General features: G+C 72.5%; 10 protein-coding genes and 1 pseudogene. 4 read left to right on the forward strand and 7 right to left on the reverse strand.

The features are described 5' to 3' along the window. Window position 1: 1 nt before the first annotated feature. Genes ACQEXA_RS55450 through ACQEXA_RS55465 form a run of 4 tightly spaced genes read right to left on the reverse strand, consistent with a single transcriptional unit; the run spans window position 2 to window position 12,895 of the window. Window positions 2–2,002 carry a hypothetical protein gene (locus ACQEXA_RS55450; RefSeq protein WP_432920830.1) on the reverse strand — a complete coding sequence of 667 codons (2,001 nt, stop codon included), beginning with the start codon at window positions 2,000–2,002 and terminating at the stop codon, window positions 2–4. Further along, complete coding sequence (locus ACQEXA_RS55455; protein WP_433133997.1) at window positions 2,002–12,012, reverse strand: DUF6603 domain-containing protein; 10,011 nt, start codon at window positions 12,010–12,012, stop codon at window positions 2,002–2,004. The genes ACQEXA_RS55450 and ACQEXA_RS55455 overlap by 1 nt, the downstream gene beginning before the upstream one ends. Continuing rightward, a complete protein-coding gene (locus tag ACQEXA_RS55460) occupies window positions 12,009–12,707 on the reverse strand; it encodes a hypothetical protein (RefSeq protein WP_432920824.1) in 699 nt (232 codons plus the stop codon). The genes ACQEXA_RS55455 and ACQEXA_RS55460 overlap by 4 nt, the downstream gene beginning before the upstream one ends. Beyond that, entirely contained in the window at window positions 12,707–12,895 is a 189-nt protein-coding gene (locus tag ACQEXA_RS55465) for an ABC transporter permease (RefSeq protein ID WP_432920822.1), read from the reverse strand. Before ACQEXA_RS55465 ends, ACQEXA_RS55460 begins: the two co-directional genes overlap by 1 nt. 687 nt (window positions 12,896–13,582) lie before the next feature. Between ACQEXA_RS55465 and ACQEXA_RS55470 the strand changes: the two are divergent. After that, window positions 13,583–14,700, forward strand: a pseudogene (locus ACQEXA_RS55470) (IS256 family transposase); the annotation flags it as partial. Here ACQEXA_RS55470 and ACQEXA_RS55475 read toward each other — a convergent pair. Next, a complete protein-coding gene (locus ACQEXA_RS55475) occupies window positions 14,621–15,247 on the reverse strand; it encodes an IS110 family transposase (RefSeq protein ID WP_432938739.1) in 627 nt (208 codons plus the stop codon). The pseudogene ACQEXA_RS55470 and the gene ACQEXA_RS55475 sit on opposite strands and share 80 nt — an antisense overlap. Window positions 15,248–15,305: 58 nt before the next feature. Beyond that, entirely contained in the window at window positions 15,306–15,509 is a 204-nt protein-coding gene (locus tag ACQEXA_RS55480; RefSeq protein WP_432920813.1) for a hypothetical protein, read from the reverse strand. Window positions 15,510–16,014: 505 nt separating this feature from the next. Between ACQEXA_RS55480 and ACQEXA_RS55485 the strand changes: the two genes are divergently transcribed. The 3 genes from ACQEXA_RS55485 (at window position 16,015) to ACQEXA_RS55495 (ending at window position 17,878) form a co-directional block, all read left to right on the forward strand. Continuing rightward, window positions 16,015–16,545, forward strand: a complete 531-nt coding sequence (locus ACQEXA_RS55485; protein ID WP_433133999.1) for a hypothetical protein — start codon at window positions 16,015–16,017, stop codon at window positions 16,543–16,545. Window positions 16,546–16,734: 189 nt separating this feature from the next. Beyond that, a complete protein-coding gene (locus ACQEXA_RS55490) occupies window positions 16,735–17,073 on the forward strand; it encodes a hypothetical protein (RefSeq protein WP_432920805.1) in 339 nt (112 codons plus the stop codon). 178 nt (window positions 17,074–17,251) lie between these two features. Further along, window positions 17,252–17,878, forward strand: a complete 627-nt coding sequence (locus ACQEXA_RS55495) for a DUF2461 family protein (RefSeq protein ID WP_433134001.1) — start codon at window positions 17,252–17,254, stop codon at window positions 17,876–17,878. On the opposite strand, the gene ACQEXA_RS55500 is transcribed toward ACQEXA_RS55495, so the two are convergent. After that, complete coding sequence (locus ACQEXA_RS55500; RefSeq protein WP_432920793.1) at window positions 17,847–18,176, reverse strand: hypothetical protein; 330 nt, start codon at window positions 18,174–18,176, stop codon at window positions 17,847–17,849. The genes ACQEXA_RS55495 and ACQEXA_RS55500 overlap by 32 nt on opposite strands. Window positions 18,177–18,201: the final 25 nt, after the last annotated feature.

Consider the following 18,201-nt stretch of genomic DNA (forward strand, 5'->3'; position numbering starts at 1 on the left):
GTCACTGCCTTTCCTCGGATGCTGCCAGCAGGTTGTCGAGCGCGTCGGCGGCGGCTCCCCTGATACGGCCGCTCTGGGCCACCAGCGCACCCACCTGCCGGTCGAGGTCGGCCTGGAGCCCGCTGAAGGCGGGGCCGCCGAGGGCGGGGTCGGGCTGCGCGCCCACCGGGACGGCCGTGCTCACGAGCGCACCGACGATGCTGAGCCGTTCCGCCTTCTGTTGCAGCGCCTCGAAGTCCAGGCCCAGGCCGGCGGCGATGACCTGGTCGAGGTTGCCGTCGAGGAAGTCCAGCGGGCGACCCGGGTCGGCCAGTGGCCGGGACGAGGCGAACACGGCATCCGCCTTGCCGGCGGCGCCGAGCACGATGTGCCGGCCGACGAGCGCGCCAAGACCGGGGTTGCGGTGCTCGAACAGCGTGTCGTCGAGGAACCCGGCCGGGTGCGCCGCCAGCGCCGCGAGCAGGGCCGCGCGCTCGGCGCCGAACTGTTCCTGCCGCCAGCGCATCAGCGCGCTGACCACCGCGGACTGCGACAGCGCGAGCAGCCGGCCGATCTCGTACGCCGCGGCGTAGGAGACGTCCTCGCGGCCGTCGGGGACGACGACCCGGAGCTGGTCCGAGGTGTGGGCGAACGGCAGGCGGCCCTGCTGCGGACCGCTCGCGGGCGCCTGCTCGCGAACGGTCGGGTGCGGCGCAGCCGGTCCCCTGAACCAGGCGCGGACCTGGTCGCCGCGCCGGGTCAGGTGGTCGAGGCCGACGTGCCCGGTCTCGGCCAGCTCGGGGGCGGGGCGGGCATCGGGCGGGGGGCCGGCGGTTGTGGTCGGCGCCGGCTGGGCCGGCTTGTCGCCGTGGAGGGTGCCGAGCAGGCCGACGTCGAGGTTCTGCATGTACTGCTCGAACGTCCCGTCCGCGGTGACGGTGAACGACCAGTGGGCGAGCACCGGGAAGCGGTACACGGGCTCGAAGGTGATGGCGCCGACCGGCAGCCGCCAGGAGCCGGCCATCGCGTCGCGCACGAGCTTGGCCGCGTCGCTGGCGGCATACGACACGGCGGCCTGCTCGATCTGCGCCGGCGACGGGGACCAGGACGAGGCCGTGTGGACGGCGTGGCTGACGGTCTCGACCGACTCCGCCGCGCCGACGTACGCGCCGGTGACGTCGGCGGGGCGGGCCGCGCGGTCGCGGACGTCGCGCTGGGCGGCGAACGGCGCTGAGGTCGACGCCCCCATGGCGAAGGCGTCCGGGTTCGCGACGTACTGCTGCGCCAACGGCCGCAGGTCCTGTACCAGTGCCTGCGAGTCGAACTCGAACACCAGCGTCTCGTCAGGCGTCGGCGGCGGCAGCACCGGCAGTTGCGTCTCGAGGTTGACCAGGCAGGCCAGGTACTTGCGGGGGATGTGTCCCGCCTTCGGGTCGAACCCCGGCTGCGGCAGCCGGTTTGCGACGACGACCGCGAGGAAGCCGTCGTCGTCACCGTCCGCGAGCTCGCTGTCCGAGAGGTCGACCTCACGGACGTGGGCGAGCAGCTCGAGGTCCTCTTTGCAGGGGAAGACGCCGTTGACGACGGTCTGGGTCACCGACAGGTAGACGCTGGTCGCGACGTCGCGGTCCGCGGGCTGCGGCACCTTGGTGAAGTCGGTGACGCACTGCTCGACCGGGCTCTCGGCCGAGAGCGACCCCTCGCCCTCGGCGATCACGACGAGCGCGAGCCAGGGGATGCGCTCGTTCGCGTCGACCTTGCGCTCCCACGGCAGGGTACGGCGCTTCAGCACGATCTGCGGCAAGGTCGCCCGGTACGCGCCCTCGCTGTTGGCTGGCGGGAACGTCGACAGGATCTGGTCCGGCGGCATCGTCCAGCGCGGCGAGGAGACCGTGATCGCGCTGTCCAGCGGGGCGACCGGGCCGACGGGTACGTCCTCTACCTCACCGTGCAGGGTGTAGGTGCCGGCCGGCAGGGGCGGCAGCACCGCCGGGTGCAGGACGAAGAAGCCAGGCTGGACCATCACGCTCTCCCTGGTCGGCGCGGGGTACGGGACGTGCGCATGACCGTCGGCCTGGCGGGCGGGGTGCGCACTCTCCCCCGCCCTGGCACGTCGCCGTTCCAGGTGAGGCGGACGGCACCGGTGCCCGAGGTCATGGGTCGCACCGCGTCGTCGGCGCCCCGGGCAGCCACGGTCGCGACGACGGTGGCGACGTCAGGACCGGCGAGCACGCCGACTAGGTGCCAGCCGTCCTCGCTGGCGACCGTGACGGTCACCGGCCCCGCGCCGGATGCGGGGTCACCCGGCACGATCGGGTAGACGACGACGCTGCGGACCGCCCCGGTGATGACGCTGGGCGGCACCGGTGCGCCGTCCGCCGCGGTCATCCGCTCGGCACCCGCCAGCGTCATGGCCAGGCCCCGGCCGGCCTCGCTGCCGACCGGCTGGTCGAGAATCACGGCGACCGCACCCGGACGGTCCACGAACCGGGTGGTGACCGTCGTCGTGCCGCGGACCAGCTCCGCGCCGCGCGTCCACCCGGCGCCGGTACGCTGCCGCCGCGCTCTCGTCGTCGAGCCCTCGGTGCGGAGCGAGCAGCGCGCGCCGAGCGCCACGTTCCAGCCCACCAGCGCGAGCTGCTGTCCGCTGTGCCAGCCGGCCAGCCGGTCTCCGGTCGAGTCGCCCTCGCGGTCGCCGAGCCCTACGACGACGATCCGCTCGGCGCCCTTAACCACCGTGACCTGCTGAGGGTGCAGCTCGTCGGCGAGCACGTGCCCGCCGTGGCCGAGCTGGACCACCCGGGCGTCGCCCGCGACATCCATCGTGGGCCGGTCCCCGTCGGCCGCGTCGCGGCGGGCGTTCGGCAATGCGAGGACGGCGACCTCTCCGGCGAGGACGGCCGTGAGGGCGTTGCCCACGACATCGCGGGCGGCCCGCACCTTGCTGGCGCGTGAGCCGGTGAGCGACCCGGTGACCGCGGTCAGCCGCAGCTGGCCGTCGAGCTGGGTGCCGCGCCCGGCGAGTGCGGTCACCGGCCCGCGGCTGGCCCGGGTCAGCGGCGCGCTGGTGGTGGGGGCGATGGTGACACCGCCGGCGGTCTGGACCGTACTGCCGGCCAGCGGGACCCGGCGGAGTACGGCCGGCACCGCGACGTCGTGGGCGGCCATGGTATCCGTGAGGGTCGGCGCGGCTGTGCGGGGTGCGGCCGGGTTGTCGCTCACGGTCGTACGAGCGGCGACCCGTTCCGGCTGGGCGAGCGCCGAGGTGAGCAGGGCCACCGCGACGGGCGCGAGGACGCGGTGGTCGACCTGCGGCGGGGCCGGGGGCGTTCCTGGCGGCCGGTCGCCGAGGGGCGTCCCGTCGTCGGCGAGGCCCTCGGTCAGGCTGCCAAGACGGGGCGGTGCCGCCCGGTCCCGGCCCAGTGCGGCCATCGCCGTGACGCTGTTCCCGGCCTTGGGGAGGACGTGCTGGGCGAGCTCGAGGGGTGGCTCGTCGGGCACGAGCGCGGCCAGGGCACTGGCCGCCGCCATGAGGCCGGACCGCACCTGCGGCTGGACGAAGGGCAGCGGCCGCCGTGTGCTGGTCTCCACCCGGTGGTAGGCGACCGGCGGCAGCCCGGGCAGGACCTTGGCGTGCAGGTCGACGGCGAGCCCGTCGGCGGCGGCGATGACGTCGCCCTGCGGGACCTTCTTCGCGTCCTTGTTCTGCGGCAGCCCCCACACGGCGACCGGGAAGGTGCCGGTGGTGCGCAGGGAGAGCGCGATCCGCGGCTGGCCCGGCTCGTTGAGCAGGTCGGGCAGGTGGTCGTGGCCGGCGGCGTCAGTCAGGCGCAGTCGCAGACCTGGCTCCAAGGAGCCCTGGTTCATCGGTGCGACGCCGAGCGCCTGGCTCGGGTTGTTGCGGGCATCGGGGACGGAGTCGACGCGGATCGTCACGACGGGGATCGTCGTGGTGACCGAGAACTGGAACTCGCTTACGACGACCCACGGGTGGTCGCTGGTGCCGTCCGGCCCGCTGACGTCCTTGGGGCCGCCCAGCCCGGGCCGCGGCGTGAGCGTGCCGCGCCCGGTGACCGAGGACAGGGCCCGGGCCGCTCCTCCGGCGGCCTCCTCCAGGTACTTGCGGACGAACGTCGCGAAGTCGATGAAGTGGGGTTCGCTGCCTTCGTCGCCGAAGGCGAGCGTGAGCGACACCGGGCCGATGTCGAACTCCACCTCGCCGTGGAACTTCGGCCCCTGCACGTGGATCTGCGCGCCGATGCTGATGGAGATCGTGATCGTGGCGAACCACAGATCGATAGTGATGCCGGCCGAGATCCGGCAGTACACGCGCACGTCCAGCCAGAACGGGTCGAAGAAGATGATGCCGTCGGCGCCGAAGACCACGTGCGCCCAGGCGGGGCCCAGCTCCGCCGAGCCCTCAAGGCGGCCGCCGGCCATGACCGCCTCGGAGGTCAGGGCGAAGTAGTTCTCGCCCTTGATGCTGATGAACCCGAGGTCGACGACGAAGCCGAGGCGGGGGACGGTGGGATACCCGTCTCGGTGGAAGTCCGGGTGGAAGCCGCCCATGGTCAGGACGAACTGGCCGCGGTTGGGCCCCTTGAACCACGACACGAACGCGAACCCGCCGGTGAGCCTGATCTCCGGGAAGAGCAGCCACGAGTTGTCGGTCAACTGTGCCTGGATCCAGAGCACGCCCTCCTTGGTGGAGAACCGGCAGATGAGGCCGAGTTCGATCGACACCAGCGCGAACTGCGGCCTCGGCAGCGCCATCCGGGCGAGTCCGAGCAGCGCCAGCTCGAAGCCGTCGCCGACCGAGAGGGCGACCACGGCGACGCCGTCCACGAGGGCGAAGCTGTTGAAGCTGATGCCCGCGGCGAACCAGAACTGGCCCTGCTCGATGGGGAAGGTGTCCTTGTACTGCTGCAGGACGGCCATCGGGTCCGACGGCGGGGTGTAGCCCGGGTCGAGTGCGGCGATGAACGGGAACGAGCCGAACCTGGACAGGTCGGCGGGGAACACCAGGTCGCGGTTGATGCCGAGTCCGCCGCCGATTCCGGTGAGGAAGAAGGCCGGCGGGCCGCCGATCGGGCCGTTCACCGCCCCGAACGCGAAGAAGCTGGCGAACTCGCTGCCGTCGGCGGCGCGCCCGGTGCCGTACCCGCCGAAGACCGACAGTCCGTACGTCCCGAACCGGGCCAGCAGCATGCCGATGTACTGGATCGTGGCGGGCTGATTGGGCGGTCCTGGCTCGGTGAACTTGCGCAGGCCGCCGACGAGGGTGAGCCCGCTGAGGTCGGAGGAGATCGCGAACCCGGCCACGTCGACGTCCCACCGGGACGGGTCGAAGAAGGAACGGTCCGAGGCTACGACGAATGTCAACGACAGGTCATCGACAGCCGCGGTGAGCCCGAAGATCGACACTCGGCCGTCGAGGAGCAGCGAGATCGACTGCAGGTGGCGTTGCTCGACGCGGGCGTCGAAGCCTACCTGCTCGATGTAGACGGGGCCGAAGCCCTTCTGGATGGCCAGCCACCACGGCCCCGGGGGGTCGCCGGCGCGCAGCCCGACGAGTACGTCAGGCCCGGCCGGGACCTTCTGCACCGACACCGACGGGCTGAACCTGGGCGCCAGCTTGGCCGGGCCGCTGCCGGCGTCTTTCATGATCCCCTGCGCCACCCCGTTACCGCCGCCGGTGGCACCGGCCGTCCCCACGGCGAGATCGGACAGCTGCAGCTGGATGCCGCCGCCGACACCGGTGCCCACGCCCACCTCGCCGTATGCGTGCACGGCGACGGAGGCGATCGTCAGGGAGGACAGCTCCAGAAGTGGTCCGCTCGCGCGCGCCACCCGGATGCCGATCCCGTCGATCTCGATGCCGGGGGTGAACGAGAAGTCGCCGGGTGCGGCGCCCACGTGCAGGACGCGCAGCAGCAGGCCTGGATCGGGTACCGGGTCCTTCCCGATCCACGAGGAGTCGAATTCGAGGGCGATGGTGACGTCGTCGCCGCCGAGGGCGTACCGCGCCTTCGGGATCAGCTCGACGCCGAGCGTCCCCGGCGGCGACTCGACGAGCGCCAGGCTGAGCTCGGCCAGGTCAAGCTTGGGCTTGGCGACCCGGCACAGGTTGAGCGCCAGCTGCTGCAGCCTGGCCAGCACCGCGGTCAGGTCGAACACCGCGGGCAGCAGCCGGAAGGTACCCGCGTCGTCGTGGACGAGGACGCCCTCGAGGACGGCACCGATGGTCGACGCGCCGCAGGAGCGGCCGAGCAGCTCCTGCACCGTGTCGAGGCCGACGACGATGCCGCCAGCCAGGTCCACCACCGCTTCGACCACCGCGCCGGCGACGGCCGCGGGATCCGTGCTCACCGTCGTCCCGTCGATCGCGACGAGGTCAAGGGCGCCGCCGAGGTTCCACCTGACCGCGAACCGGCGCGCGCCGTCGTCGGTGAGCCCAAGCCCGATCTCCACCCGTCGCCCGGCGGCGGGCGCGCTGCCGGCGCTGATCCGCGCGTACGGGCGCAGCGTCGCCTCCTCGACATCCAGGCGGGCCGGGCCGACGGTCACGTCGAGCACCCGCAGGCCGGAGCCGTCGACCACGGCCTCGACCCGCGCGGATTCGACGCCAGGCAAGCCGCCCGGTGTCGCCAGGAGCCGGACGGCGAAGGGGTTCGCGGTCACTCCCACCACGACCGACGCCGTCGAGACCTGCAGCTCGGTGCCGCTGACGGCGATGCCGACTCCGGCGGGAAGCGCCGGACCGATCGCGTCGCGCAGTGCCGCCAGGACACTCACCGCGAGCGTCGGCAGCCTGGCGGCGAGCTGGCCGCCGGGATCGGCGGCCCAGGCCTGCAGCTCGGCGTCGTGGAACGACAGGGGGTTGCCGGTCCGCAGCGCCATGGCGTCGCCCACGGCCCGCACGACCGCCCCCGCCTTGCCCGGCAGGTCGTTGCCGGTCTCGTCCGCCAGCGCGTTGAGGACGAACGGCAGCGCGTGGGTGGCGGCGGACGCGAGCGAGCCGAGGCCTGGCGGGTTCGGGTAGAGGGGGATGTCGGCGCCGGCGCCGGGACGGACGAAGACGGCGACGCCGGCGTCGGCGTCGGCGTCGAGAGTGACGTGGAGGGCCTGGGTACCCGGCGTCGTCGCGCCCGGCAGGCCGAGCGCGAGGTCCGCCTGCACGATCGGCGGGCCGCCCGGCGCGAGCACAAGCCCGGCGTCGAGCGTGACCTCGACGGTGGCGTCGGCTGGGGGGGCCGGTGTCAGCGCGCCGCTGGCGACCTGCAGGCCGAGGCGGGTCCGGCCGGCACTGTCCGTCGCCACGATGGTGACCCCGGTGGCGACCTCCCAGCGGCCCGGACCGCCGTGGACGCCGAGGATCGGCTTGAGGGCGTCGAGCAACCCGATGACGCGGGCCGGGTCGAGGCCCGCCGACCCGCCGAGCGCACCCGCGTGCCGGAACCAGCCGACGGGGTCGGTGACGAGGGCGAGCGGCAGTCGCACAGGTCGCAGGCCGTCGCCGGGCACCCCGGTGGCGAGCAGCCCGATCGCGTCGAGGGCCGCGTCGGCGACCGGGCGTACGTCCTCGTCCAAGCGCCGCAGGTACTCCAGCCCCCGGCGCCCGAGCTCGGCGGGGACGAGGCGCGCGAGGAGGGCGAGGCCGGCCGCGGCGTCGGGGTCCGGCCAGAGCCGCACGATGGTGGGGGCTGCGGCGCCCGGCGGGTGCCAGCGGGCGACGAGCGACGTGGCGGGGCTCGTGGTGAGGGCCAGCTCGGCGCCCCCGGCCGGCGTGCTCCCTGAGGTCCCCAGCGTGACCTGCAGGGCGGGCCGGCCGGCGGCGGGGACGGAGGCCTGGAATGCCCAGGGGACCGCCCCGGCGCCCGCGGCGTCGACCGACAGGGAGCGCCCGCCGAGGTCGGCCGAGATCGCGGCACCGCCCACGGTCCAGGTGACGACCTCGCCCACGCCTCCGCCGCTCACCAGGCCCCGCAACGCCGCGGCCAGGCTGCCGCGCCGGGCCGGGTCCGCCAGGAGGCTGGCCGAGAACGCGACGGGGTCGTGCAGGAGGTGGTCGAGGGCGTCCGGCACCGAGCCGCCCGCGGCGTCGACGACGCCGAGCGCGCGCAGGGCGTCGGCGACCCGGGTCAGCGCCGGGTCGGTGGCGGATGCCTGTGTCAGCGCGGCAGAGAAGGCGGACAGCAGGACCCGGACTTCCGGCAACGCCGGGGTGGTCTCATCGTTGGCCGGGTCCCCGCTCGTGCTGGCCGCGGGCCGTACGACCCACCGCGGGCGGGTCTGCCCGAACACCCGCGGTTCGTGCAGCACCATCCGGGCGTCGGCGCGACCGGGGCCGCCCTGGACGGGCACGGTCACGTCGGCCTCGACCCAGCGCAGGTCGACGTCGTGCTGGGAGCCGGGCGCGCGTCCCGGGTCTGGCCCGCCGACGAGCCAGCCGCCCGGTCGCCGGATCTCCAGGTGCAGCCGGACCGCCCGGTCCGCGAGCAGGCCGATGGTGCCGGACGTCTGCCCGACACCGCCCATCTCGACGGTCACCGCCCCCGACAGGCTGATCCCGGTCGTGCCGCTCATGGCGAGCGGGACGACGACGCCGGCTCGCGCCGCCGTCGGCGCCTCGGGCGCGCCGGTCACCAGGGCTCGGCGCGCGCCGGCGGCAGCGAGCACCAGGTCCGTCAGGAGGGTCTGGACCAGCGCCTGGGACAGCAGCCCGAAGACGGCGTGCACGGTCAAGCCGGCGTGCGGAGCCGGGGCGGCAGCGCCCGGCAGCCGCAACTCGCGCAGGGGGTCGTCGCTGCCAAGCTGGGCTACCAGCCTGCCCAGCAGCGCACGCGCCCGGGCCAGGCGCGCCGTACCGGTGGCCGCGCCGGCCGCGTCGAGTGCGGCCAGGGCGCGCACGGCCTCGGCGGCCGGGGCGACGTCGATGACGGAGAGCGTGACCTCGCTCCACGGCGTGCCCAGCGTGACGACGTCGGAGACCGCGTCGACCGTTCCCGCCGCGCGCGCGGCGGCATGCCCGGCCTCGGCCGAGGCCACGACGGCGATGGCGGGGTCGACAGGCCCCAGGGTGGTCAGGAACCGGGCCAGCCGGGCCGCCTGGCCTCCGACGCCGTCCGGGTCGCCGCTGGGCAGCCGGCACGCCGCGCGGCTCCCGAGCACGACGTACCAGTCGCCCGTCGCCGCGCCGGGCAGGGTGAACCCCTCCGGCGGCAGTCCGGGGGTGTCCAGATGGACGACGCGCCCGGCCGGCGCGCCGTCCAGCCACGGCACGGTCCCGACGGATACGCGCACCGTGGTCGTGGACACGCGGCCGAGGACGTCTTCCAGGTCAAGAGCGTCCGCGAGCTCGGTCCCGAGCAGGTCGTCCAGGAAGGTCACGGCGATCCCGGGTACGTCGGCCCCGTCGACGCTGCCCGGTGGCGGGATCACCACGCCGTCGGAATCCGCCCAGCGGGTGACGAGCGCGTCGATCCCCTCGGCGAGCCGGGGCCGGTCGGTCAGCAGGGCGGCAACGACCGGGTCGCCAGGCGCCAGCTCACGCAGCGTGCGGACCAGGCCAGCGCTCGGCAGGCCGGGCCGGTCGGGGTTGACCGCCAGCGGGACCGGGTTGGCCACGGGGAGCTGACCGGGGCCGGCGGGCTCGACCCACGTCGCCAGCCCCGGACTGCCGGGCACGGAGAGGAGCTGGAGGAGCCAGGGATCCGTCGGGGTGCCGGTGCCGGCGAGCGCGCCGGCGTTACCGAGCCCGCCGGTGAGCGAGCGCGCCAGCGGGCGCAGCAGCCGCACAAGTTCCGGTGCTTCCTCGACCGCCAGCGCGCCGAGCCACGTGGTCAGCGCGGCGACGGGATCGGTCGCGAGGTCGGCCAGCCGGAGCCGTACGCCGCCGCCGATCTCCCCCGGCCCGCGCAGCCGCCAGCCGAGCAGCCGGACCAGGTCGCCGACGAGGCCGACCGGAGCGGCCGCCCCGAGGGCACCGAGCAGGCCCTCGAGCGCGTCCCATCCGGCGGCGTCGAGCACGACGCTGCCGTCGGCACCGACGACCGGCAGGGTGACCGGCACCGAGAAGCCCTCTGCGTCGACGGCCAGGCCAGGAGCGTTCACGCCCACGGAGAGCCCGCCCACCGGGCGCCAGGCCGCCCGCAAGCCGATCTCGTCGGCGTGCACGGACAGCGGGCCGATGTCCACCAGCGCCTGGTTCGTCGCCACCGCCACAGCGCCGAGCGAGGCGGTGACCTCGGGGACGAACGTGACGTGCCGCGCTGCGAGATCGATCGCGGTCAGCGCGACGGACACCCGCGTGGTGAGCCGCGTGCACCCCTGGCCGAGGGTGTCGACGACGAGCCGCGCCCCGACTGCCAGAGTCAGGACGCCGTCGACGGCCCAGGCGTGCAGGGCGACCGGGTCGATGACGGGCACCACCCAGGGGTCGGCCGCGGTACCGGTCCCGGTGATCGGCGCGGCGGCCTGGCTCGCATCCGCGACCAGGTCGCGCACGATGCCGAGCAGCGCGGGCACCGCGTCTGCGTGCGTATCGAGCAGGCCCCGCCAGTAGGCCGCGACCGCGCCGAGCGGGTCATGGAGGAACGCGGCGAGGTCGGTGGTCTGGACGGTGGGGAAACCGGCGGGAGCGGTCAGCCCGAGCAGGGTCTTGGCAGCGGCGAGCACGGGACCCAGCCCGGCCAGGACCTCGTCAAGCGCCGCGGAGAGCACGGTCCCCGCCGCCTGCGCGACCGCGTCCGGCGACGAGAGGTCGATGACGTCGTGCAGCTGGCCGCCGATGGTGACGTGCTCCGCGGCGAGGACGAGAACGGGGCGACGCGTGGCGTCAAGACCGAAGCCGAAGACCAGCCGGTCAACCGCGGGGTCCCCGGTCAGCAGGGCGGTCCCGTGGCCGTCCGCGCGCTTGCCGAGGACGGCGTGCGCGGCGCAGCTCACCAGCGCGCGGGTGCTGCCCGTCGCCCCGAGGTCGATCGAGGCGAGATCGGCCTCGACGGCCGCGATCGCGTCGCCGGCCACCGTCCCGACCTCGGCCCGGACGAAGGGGACGAGCAGCGGATGCCCGCCCGTGCCCGTGCTGACGTGCACGCCCAGCCGGACCCGGGCGGGACCAAGCGAGAAGTTCACGGCTTCGGTATCGGCGGTGGCCCCGAGCGGGGCGAAGAGGTCACTGAGCTCGGCCAGCCAGGCGGCGCGGGTGGCGTCACCGCGCAGCATCGCCTCGAACCACGCGGTCAGCGCCGGCACACCGCGCGAGACAAGGTCGGCGACCGGCAGCGCGGGGACGCTGCTGCCGTCACGCAGGCCCAGCAGCCTCGCCAGTGCCGCGAGCGGTCCGCTGCCCGCCGCGGCGACGCCGGCTTTCACCACGGTGAGCACGAGCTGCAGCACGGTCGCCTCGAGCTCGGCGAGGTCGTGCACGGACAGGCTGAGGTCGTGCGGCCCGGTGTCACCCGGCAGCCGCAGGCCCAGCAGGTTGAGGCCGATGGTCGGCGCGTCCCTGCCGGTCGGGACGTCGGCGACGAGCTCCAGGGCCTGCAGGAGGGGGTCGCTCACCGTCACCCGGACGTCCAGCGAGATCGAACCGTCGGCGGTACCGAGCACCACGGGACTGCTCGCGGGCGGATGGCCGGCCTTGGCGGCGCGGAAGAGCGGGACGTGCGTGCGCAGGCTCGCGACCTGGTCGGAGGCGGCCACGCTCGCGCCGACTCCGATCCGGACATGGTCCGCGGCGTGGTCGTCGAGCACCACGTACACCGTGACATCCGGCCCGCCGTCACCCGAGCGTTCGAAGACCGGCAGCCAGGTCAGGCCACGCGGGTCGGTGGTCGAGGTCGCGTCGCCGAGCACCTCGTCGACGAACGCGACCAGCGCTCCGCGCTGCCCGTCGTCGGCGAGGATCTTCGACAGGTACGTTCCTGGCTCGCTCAGCCAGGCGCTGTTGAGGTCGCCGGCGGTGGTGACGAGGCCGAGCGCCTTGGCGAGGCTGCCAAGGCTGCCGAGGTCGCCGGCGGTCAGGCTCACGGCCGTACCCGGATGCCAGGCCGGGTCGCCCCGGGACCGGCACCGGGCCGGTCGAACTGATGCCGCGCCATCGTCGCGATGGACAGGCCGTTCGGGCTGGCCGCCAGCCCCACCGGGATGAGGCCCAGGCCGTCCTCGTCGCGGTTCGCCGCATTCGCCAGCCGAACGCTGACCCCGGTGACCACCTGCCACGCGAACGACACAAGCGCGTCGCCCCAGACATCGACGATCTCGACCGGACCGAACGGCCGGTGGTCGGTGGCGGCCAGCATGCCGGCCGGCCGTTTGGCACTGCCGACCGCGAACCGCACGGTCACCTTCTGCTGTCCGGTCTGGTCGCACGCGACGGGGATGACGACGGCGATCGCGCCGTCCTGCGTCTCGACCTCGATCTGCGCGACGAAGACCGCCAGCTCGTCCTCCCCCAGGGTCCAGACCACGACCCCTGGGTCGTCGGGGTTCACGGTCGGCAGTCCCGCGACGAGCCGCCCGACGAGACGGCATGCCTGCACCGTCTCGTCGACGTTCAGCGGCAGTTCCGGGCCGAGTGCCCCGGCTGGCAAAGGCTTGCCGGCCTCGCCGCCCGGGAACAGGCCCGGGCATCGTTGCTTGATCAGGGCGAGCAGACGCTGGCACTCCTCGTCGGCGGCCCGCTCGTCGGGAGAACCCGGCAAGGTCCGCGGGCGGGCGGCCATCAGCCGTTCACCGGCTGCGTGCGCCGCCACTCCAGCCGGGCCAGCACCGCGAAGACGACAGTGACCATGGCAAGAGCGACGACGATGAGCCACTCAAGCGAACCGTCGCCGCCGTCCGGGTCCACGTTGAGCACTGCCTCGATCCACTCCCGGGTGAACAGGGTGAGGACCGTCAGGAAGCAGGCCACACCAGCAAGCGCCGCTTCGATCCAAAAGAGAGTGCGGGACTGACGCGTTCTGCTGGGCCGGTCCTGGTGACTCACTGTGGCCCCCCGACTACTGTGCGGCGGTAATGACCACAAGTCTCCCAGCGCTCCGGGATCTGTCAACCAGATGGCCGCGGTCGGACGCTGGATCCGTGCATCATGATCATCTCGTTGGAGCTCCGCCCCGGCCAACCGCTCGGCCTCGGAGAGTGCGTGCTCGTAGCGTGCTCGGCAGCGGAGTACAGCGCCCACTCTTCGGCCCCATCGGCCAGGTCGTCGGCACACACCTCACATGCCGTCGGCAACCGAGAACGGGAGGGCGAGGCGTTGCCTCTGCTCATCGGTTGTCGCTCGAACCTTCCCGGTCGGGGCGAGTCATCTCCCCCCGGGCGGCGTCGTAGCCCCATCCGGCGGTCGGCCGCCTGATCGGCTTCGAGCTGGGCAGCCATGTATTCGAGGGTCTGCTCCCAGCCGGTGCGCTCGAGCGCCTGTCCGACGTGGTCTACCGCACCATGCTCAACGACACCCTCGCCGTCGGCGGGACGAGCAATGCTCGGAACCTGTGGATCGGTGCCGGGAGGAACGCGGAGGGCGTACCTTCCCGATGATCCCTTGAAGGTCTCCGAGTAGGCCCGCGTTCGCAGCGCGGGTCGGGAAGGCACGCCCGCGCTGAGCGTAGTGAACGCCGACGGCAGTATCGCGTCCGGCTCCCTGATCGACGAGATCGTCCGCGAGGGCGCCCGCCGGATGCTGGCCGCCGCGCTGGAGGCGGAAGTCAACCAGTACATAGCCGAGTTGGCTGCCGAGACCGACGAGCGCGGACGGCGCCTGGTCGTACGCAACGGCCACCACCGGCCTCGGACAGTCGTCACCGCAGCCGGGCCAGTCGAGGTCACCGCGCCGCGCGTCAACGACCGCCGCGTCGACGAGGCCACCGGCGAGCGCAAGCGGTTCTCCTCCAAGATCCTTGCGCCGTGGTGCCGCAAGTCACCGAAGATCTCGGAGGTGCTGCCGCTGCTCTACCTGCACGGACTGTCGTCCGGAGACTTCGTGCCCGCGCTGGAGCAGTTCCTCGGCGGCACGACGGGCTGTCGGCCGCGACGGTGACTCGGCTGACGAAGCAGTGGAGTGACGACCACGCCGCCTTCCAGAACCGGGACCTGTCCGACCGCGACTTCGTCTACGTATGGGCCGACGGAGTCCACCCGAAGGTGCGGCTCGGCCAGGCGCACTCGTGCGTGCTGGTCCTCCTCGGCGTCCGCCTGGACGGCACCAAGGAGCTGATCGCGGTGGCCGAGGGACTGCGGGAGTCCACCGAGTCGTGGGCCGACCTGCTGCGCGACTGCCGCCGCCGCGGCATGCGCGACCCCGAGCTCGCCATCGGCGACGGTGCGATGGGCCTGTGGAAAGCCCTGATCGAGGTGTTCCCGACTGCTCGGCACCAGCGCTGCTGGGTCCATAAAGCCCGCAATGTGACGAACTGTCTTCCGAAGTCCGCACAGCCGGGCGCGACGAAGGCAATGCAGGAGATCTACAACGCAGAGGACAGGGCCCACGCCGAGAAGGCGATCGAGGCGTTCTCAAGCACGTACGGCACAAAGTGGCCCAAGGCCGTCGCGAAGATCACCGACGACCGGGATGAGCTGCTCGCGTTCTACGACTTCCCGGCCGAGCACGGGGTCCACCTGCGGACCACGGATGTAATCGTCAAGGAGGGCAGGTCACGGGTCGGCGCCGGGAACGGCGGGCAGGCGGGGCCTGCCGATCGGGCGCGTGGGCTGCCATTGGGCGGTCAGCAGAGCGTAGGCGCGTTCGGCTTGCTCGGCGATCTCGCGTTCGTGGCGGCGCAGTTGCTTGTTGTTGTAGTCGTAGCCCGCCCCTCGGCGGGCGATCCGGCGTTCGGCGCCGGCGGTCAGCTCGAGCTTGCGGCGTTTGGAGGCGACCAAGCTCGGGCGGGCGAAAGCGTAGTCCTGTTCCTTGGTGACCAGGTGCCAGGCGATGACGGCGATCTTCCGGGCGACCGCGACGATCGCGATCTGCATCCCGCGCCGGGCCGCTATCCGCTGGTGCAGGGCCCGCAGCGGGCCCGGGGAGCGCAGCGCGGCGAACGCGGCCTGCACCAGCATCCCGCGGGCCTTGCCACAGCCGGCCTTCGTGATCCGGCCGTGGTGGGCGTGTCCCGCCGGACTGCCGCACCCGCGGGTTCAGGCCGAGGTAGGACACGAGCTTGTCGGCGCTGCCGAAGCGGTGGAAGTCCCCGACCGCAGCCAGCACGGTGACCGCGGTCATGGCGTCCACCCCGGGAATTCCTTTTCGTGGCCGGTTGGGATGCATCCGAATTCGTGTCCCCGCATGCGATACGAACCGCCCCGTGCCTGTGCTGTCTCTTAGTTCAGAGAAGGTCTGTGTACAGCTTCGTCGTCAACCGCCCGCCGCAGCCGCCCAGCAGCACCCCGCACCAGAACGTCGCCCCTCGGTACAGATGCCGGAAGACGTCCAACTCGAACGCCTCCAGCGGTAACACCAGCGGCTCGTCGGACTCCCGGTGCCCCAGCACCGCCGTCTGGATCCGCCGTGTGTCCCCCTTCGCACCCATCCCCGGCCCCCTCCCCATCGACACGCCCACGCCCCCTGCCGGCGTCGCCCCGAACCTGGCGGCACCGATGCTCGCATCCTTCACCGACAAAGGCGCCCTCTCGGACGTCCTGCACTGAACGTACGAACTCGGCTGCACGGGCGCCGTCTTCGCGCCGGAGGTCCAGGGCGTCGCCCAGGTCCGCGCCCGCCTCGACGCACTGCTCAGCCACCGCGCTGCCGGCCACCATCATCCAGGGCCGGGCTGCTGAGGACGCTCTCGCCGCAATCGCCGCAGCACAAACGGTGATCAACCGCCTGTGTGACCGGTGACCGCACCGCTGCCCGGCCGGTCGACTTGCCGCAGACGGTGTAACCGACAAGGCGGCCCGGACGCGGCTTGCTGACCCAACACCGCGTCGCCGAGCGCGGCCAGGCTGGCCGCTGCCGCAGCGGGCAACGGCCAACTTCTTCCGGTGTCGCAGTGCCACTGGTGGGTCTGCGGCCTGGTGCGAAATAGTGGCTGCGTGACTGATAGCGTTCTTCGTCCTGCGCCGAACGGCGCTGGCCTACCCGAGCTGTTGAGCGCCTTGGACTCCTACCGGTTGGCGCGGCAAACCCTGCTGGGGACCTTGGGACTCGGTCAGTCGAACCGGGACCCCCTCTCCGAGTTCGCCGAGCACCTGGTCGCGGCCCTGTGGCAAGGCCGACTCGCCGAATCCCGGGTGCAGGCGAACTACGACCTGATATCGGCTGACGGCGAGTACATACAGGTCAAGTACCTCGCCAACCCTCTCTCCGACTGGCCGAACGAGCACACTGTGCGGAGCATCCCCGGCGTCGGCTGGTACGTGCTCGTCTTCTACGAAGCGTTCACTGTGATGGGCGTCCTGGCCTTCCCGCCCGACCTGACAGAGATCTGCTCGGCCCTGGGCAAGCGCCACCCCGGCCAGTCGACCTCTTTGCAACTCACCCGCCGGAATTGGTGGACGATCCGCGATAACGCAGACGCCTATCGGCAGCTGGGCATGCGCATCTGGGTTCCACCCTTCCTGTAGGTAGGCGCAGGTTGTGAGCCGCAGCGCACGCGACGTACCTCCGGCGAAAGGATTGCTCATGCCCCAGCCCGTGGACGTGGTCGGATCGGATCGGATCGGTCAGGAGGTCATGTCCCTTGCTCCGTGGTCGGCATGGGTGCCGCTGGCTGGGGCGGAGGTGCCGCGGATGCCGGGGGTCTATTCGGACACGTGCGGCGCCGCCGTGGCCAGACGGCCCGCGCTCTGACGCTGACGCTGCGGTTCGCCGGCGGACCCTCGTGGGACAAGACCCGCCGCCTGCCGGAGGCCTCCGCGCATGAGGAGGACCTGCGACTCATGGCCTACCAGCTGATCGATGCCTCGGGCTTGCAACGCGGCCGCCTGACCGGCCAGGTCCTCAAAGCCGAGAGACCTGGCCGACGCCGACAGATCATCCTGGACCGCGTCCGTGAAGCGTGCTTGGTCGCCGAAGAGGTCAGCGACCGCATCCGCGACAAGTTCGGTCCCGGCGTCATCGGCCCCGCCGCCGCGCTTAGTCGCGCGCCCTGACTGGTCCTGCTGACCGGTCGGCCCCAGAGCCGCTTTGAGCCATACAGCGGTCCCGTGCCCCCGCGTCGGCCATCGCCCAGCAGATGCGTACTCGACTGGACTGGGCAGCAGGCCCCGGAAGCCGCCCCGTCAGAACAACATTGCCGCACTGGTGTAACGACGGCTGGAGTTGACGTACATGTCGAGGCAGTTCACCGGTTGGGACGAATCGGCGTTCGATATCTTGTTGCGTCTCGAAGGTGAGCCGTCACAAGAGGTGATGCGTGAGATTCGCAAGGAGCGCGAACGTCTCGTGCGACAACCGATGGTCTCACTGCTTCATGACTTGGCGTGGGCGGATCCCGCGTTTGAGGACCATTCTGTGTGGCGGTATGGGAAGACGCCGTGGTGGTGGCAGAACCAGTCCGCTGTGGTACGCATCGCCCGGAACATCGAGGTTGGGCTGCGCTTCAATCTGGACGGCCTGCACATCCAGGGTGCGTGGTGGTACGCCGACTCCGATCAGATCAGTAGGTTCAGGGCGGCGGTCGCCGCTGAGGCAAGCGGAGGCGTATTGAGCGACGTGTTGGCGGAACTACGCGGCAAGGGGTTCGAGATCACCGGGGACATTCTGAAGCGTGGGCCCCGGGAGTACCCTGCCGACCATCCTCGAGCAGCATTGTTGCGCTATCGGTCGCTGCGTGCCGTGCGGCATCTCGGCTGTGACGAATGGTTGCAGACGTCGGAGGCCTTCGATCGTGTGTTGGCCGCACACGAAGAACTCAGACCACTGCTCAGCTGGCTGACCGACCACGTCGCCGCTTGAAGTCCTGGTGGTGGTGACCCCGGACGGCTGCGAGGTGATCATCAAGGGCGACCGTGCGGCCGGCTTCGTCCACTTCGTCCGCGACCGCGACGCGAAGTTCACCGCCGGCTTCGGCGCCGTGGTTGCCAGCGAGGGCATCACCGTGGTCAAGGTCCTTCCCCGCAGCCCCGACTGCAACCCGCATGCCGGGCGCTTCATACGCTCGGTACGCGAGGAGTGCACCGACCGGCTCCTGGTCTTCGGACGCGGCCACGCCGAGAAGGTCCTCCACGGCTACGCGCGCCACGTCAACAGTCACTGGCCTCACCGGGTCCGTCGCCAAC

Source organism: Streptomyces sp. CA-106110, from assembly GCF_050936285.1.
Lineage (GTDB): Bacteria > Actinomycetota > Actinomycetes > Streptomycetales > Streptomycetaceae > Streptomyces.